Origin of the sequence: Streptomyces sp. NPDC006512 (assembly GCF_040611935.1) — a bacterium.
In the GTDB taxonomy this organism is placed as follows: Bacteria; Actinomycetota; Actinomycetes; order Streptomycetales; family Streptomycetaceae; genus Streptomyces.
Genome location: NZ_JBEXPG010000138.1, coordinates 1 through 3,105, shown reverse-complemented (window position 1 = coordinate 3,105; position 3,105 = coordinate 1). Strand labels below are relative to the sequence as shown.

Here is a 3,105-nt window from a genome sequence, read left to right as displayed (position 1 = left end):
ACGCGGGCTTCCGCCCGGCGCACCGAGAGCACGCACCAGACGCCGCAGGGCCGCCCTCCGGGCGACGACGGGAGTTTGACGACAGGCCCTAGGCGGGTGGGGCGGAGGCGGCCCGGGCCTCGGCGGCGAGTTCCAGGGCGATGTCGATGAGCTGGTCCTCCTGGCCGCCGACGAGGCGGCGTTCGCCCGCGCGCAGCAGGATCCGCGCGCCGGAGACTCCGTAGCGTTCCGCCTGCCGGTAGGCGTGCACGAGGAAGCTGGAGTAGACGCCGGCGTGGCCCATGAGCAGGGACATGCGGTCGAGGCGGCACTCCTCGTCCATGACGGGCCGCACCACGTCCTCGGCGGCGTCGATGATCGCGAGGACGTCGATGCCGGTGCGGATGCCCATCTTCTGGCAGACGGCGGCGAAGGCCTCGACGGGGGTGTTTCCGGCTCCGGCGCCCAGGCGCCGGGTCGACCCGTCGATCTGGAGGGCTCCGGCGCGTACGGCGGCGACCGAGTTGCCGACGCCGAGGCCGAGGTTCTCGTGGCCGTGGAAGCCGACCTGGGCGTCGGAGCCCAGCTCGGCGACCAGGGCCGCGACCCGGTCGGTGACCTGGTCCATGACGAGGGCGCCCGCGGAGTCGACGACGTACACGCACTGGCAGCCGGCGTCGGCCATGATCCGGGCCTGGCGGGCGAGGTTCTCGGGGCTGGTGGAGTGGGCCATCATCAGGAAGCCGACGGTCTCCAGGCCCATGGCGCGGGCGAGGCCGAAGTGCTGGACGGAGATGTCGGCCTCGGTGCAGTGGGTGGCGATGCGGCAGATCCGGCCGCCGCTCGCGTGGGCGGCGCGGATGTCGTCCTTCACGCCGAGTCCGGGCAGCATCAGGAAGGCGATCTTCGCGGTGCGGGCGGTGTCGGCGGCGGCCTTGATGAGTTCCTGCTCGGGGGTGCGGGAGAAGCCGTAGTTGAAGGAGGATCCGCCGAGTCCGTCGCCGTGCGCGACCTCGATGACGGGGACTCCCGCGGCGTCGAGCGCGGCGACGACCGACGTGACGTCCTCGACGGTGAACCGGTGCCGTTTGGCGTGCGAGCCGTCCCGTAGGGAGGAGTCGGTGATCCGGATGTCGAGGGTGTCGGAGTGGGCGGTCACTTCAGCAGCTCCTTGGCGAACTCCTCGCCGACCTTGGTGGCGGCGGCGGTCATGATGTCGAGGTTCCCGGCGTACGGCGGCAGGTAGTCGCCCGCGCCCTCCACCTCCAGGAAGACCGCGACGCGGGCGGCGCCGCCGGTCGCCTCGGAGGGTTCGTCGAACTGCGGCTCGGTGCGCAGCCGGTAGCCGGGGACGTACGAGGCCACCTCGCGCACCACCTGGTGGATCGAGGCGGCGACGGCCGCGCGGTCCGCTTCCGGCGGGATCGCGCAGAAGACGGTGTCGCGCATCGTCACCGGCGGTTCGGCCGGGTTGAGGATGATGACGGCCTTGCCGCGGGCGGCGCCGCCGATGTCCTCGATGCCGCGGGCGGTGGTGCGGGTGAACTCGTCGATGTTGGCGCGGGTGCCGGGGCCGGCGGAGACGGAGGCCACCGAGGCGACGATCTCGGCGTAGGCGACGGGCACCACGCGGGAGACGGCGTACACCATGGGGATGGTGGCCTGGCCGCCGCAGGTGATCATGTTGACGTTGGTCCGGTCGAGGTGGGCGGTGAGGTTGGCGGGCGGGACCACGGCGGGGCCGACGGCCGCGGGGGTGAGGTCGACGGCCTTGATGCCGAGCTCGGCGTAGCGCGGGGCGTTGGCCCGGTGCACGGAGGCGGAGGTGGCCTCGAAGACCAGGTCGGGCAGTTCGCCGCGGGCCAGGAGCCAGTCGACGCCCTCGTGGGAGGTGTCGAGCCCGGCGCGGCGGGCGCGGGCGAGGCCTTCGCTGGCGGGGTCCACGCCGATCATCCAGCGGGGCTCGATGTGCGGGGAGCGGAGCAGCTTGTGGAGCAGGTCGGTCCCGATGTTGCCGGAGCCGACGACGGCTGCGGTGGCTTTCTTCATGCGGTACTCCCGTACGGGCCTCAGGTGAAGGAGAGGGACACCGGGCCGAGCCCGGTGAAGTCGGCGGTGTAGGTCCGTCCGGGGCGCACGTCCACGGCGCGGGTGCACGAACCGGGCAGGATCAGGTGGCCCTTGCGGAGCGGGACGCCGAAGCGGGCGACGGTGCGGGCCAGCCAGGCGACGGCGGTGGCGGGGTCGCCGAGGACGGCGTCGGCGCGGCCCTCGGCGAGGGTTTCGCCGTCGGCGGCGACCCGGACTTCGACGGTCTTCGGGTCGAGCGAGCGGGGGTCGCGGCCCTCGCCGATGACGTAGCCGGCGGAGGAGGCGTTGTCGGCGATGGTGTCGGCGATGGTGATGCGCCAGTCGGCGATGCGGCTGTCGATCAGTTCCAGCGCGGGGACGACGCGTTCGGTGGCGGCCAGTACGTCGGCCTCGGTGCAGCCCTCGCCCGGCAGGTCGGCGCCGAGGACGAAGCCGACCTCGGCCTCGATCCGGGGCGCGCAGTACGCGGCGGCCCGGACGGGGGTGCCGCGGCGCAGTTCCATCGTGTCGAGCAGGTGGCCGTAGTCGGGTTCGTCGACGCCCATCATGGCCTGCATGACGGGCGAGGAGAGCCCGACCTTGTGTCCGGTGACGCGGGCGCCCGCGGTGCCGGTGCGGTGGCGGACGTTGATCAGCTGGATCTCGTACGCGTCCTGTGCGTCGATCCCCTCGAAGAGCTCGGTCAGCGGCCGTACGGGGGCCCGGTGGCGTTCCGCCGCGCGCAGCAGCCGGGCGGCCTCGTGCCGGCGCCGGTCGTCGATCATGGGGCCTCCCGGCCGCGGTGGTGTGTGGTGCGGCAGACGGTAGGCGGGCGGCGGGCCCGGGCGGGAGGTCACGATCCCGCTGAGCGGGAAAAGAGGAGGGGTCCCGCTGAGCGGGAAAAGGGGCGGGGTGCCGGGGGCAGTGCGCGGCGGGGGGGGGGGGCGCCCCCCCCCCCCCCCCCCCCCCCCCCCCCCCCCCCCCGGGGGGGGGGCCCCCCCCCCCGGGCCCGCCCAACAGGGGGGGGGCCGGGGGGGACACAACCCCCCCAAAGGA

At 74.1% G+C, this 3,105-nt stretch carries 3 protein-coding genes; all 3 read right to left on the bottom strand.

The window, feature by feature from the left end; all coding sequences use genetic code 11:
* Positions 1-88: 88 nt before the first annotated feature.
* The 3 genes from dmpG to ABZZ17_RS39955 are packed head-to-tail and all read right to left on the bottom strand — an operon-like array spanning position 89 to position 2,834.
* Complete coding sequence (gene dmpG, locus ABZZ17_RS39965) at positions 89-1,138, bottom strand: 4-hydroxy-2-oxovalerate aldolase (protein ID WP_356884296.1); 1,050 nt, start codon at positions 1,136-1,138, stop codon at positions 89-91.
* A complete protein-coding gene (locus tag ABZZ17_RS39960; RefSeq protein ID WP_356884294.1) occupies positions 1,135-2,028 on the bottom strand; it encodes an acetaldehyde dehydrogenase (acetylating) in 894 nt (297 codons plus the stop codon). Before ABZZ17_RS39960 ends, dmpG begins: the two co-directional genes overlap by 4 nt.
* A 20-nt stretch (positions 2,029-2,048) precedes the next feature.
* Positions 2,049-2,834: a 2-keto-4-pentenoate hydratase gene (locus tag ABZZ17_RS39955; protein WP_356884292.1), complete on the bottom strand. Its 786-nt coding sequence runs from the start codon at positions 2,832-2,834 to the stop codon at positions 2,049-2,051.
* Positions 2,835-3,105 lie beyond the last annotated feature (271 nt).

Bases quoted from the DNA above. Each gene is read 5' to 3' on its own strand.
- ABZZ17_RS39960 (WP_356884294.1), bottom strand. From the start codon at position 2,028: ATGAAGAAAGCCACCGCAGCCGTCGTCGGCTCCGGCAACATCGGGACC.
- ABZZ17_RS39955 (WP_356884292.1), bottom strand. From the start codon at position 2,834: ATGATCGACGACCGGCGCCGGCACGAGGCCGCCCGGCTGCTGCGCGCG.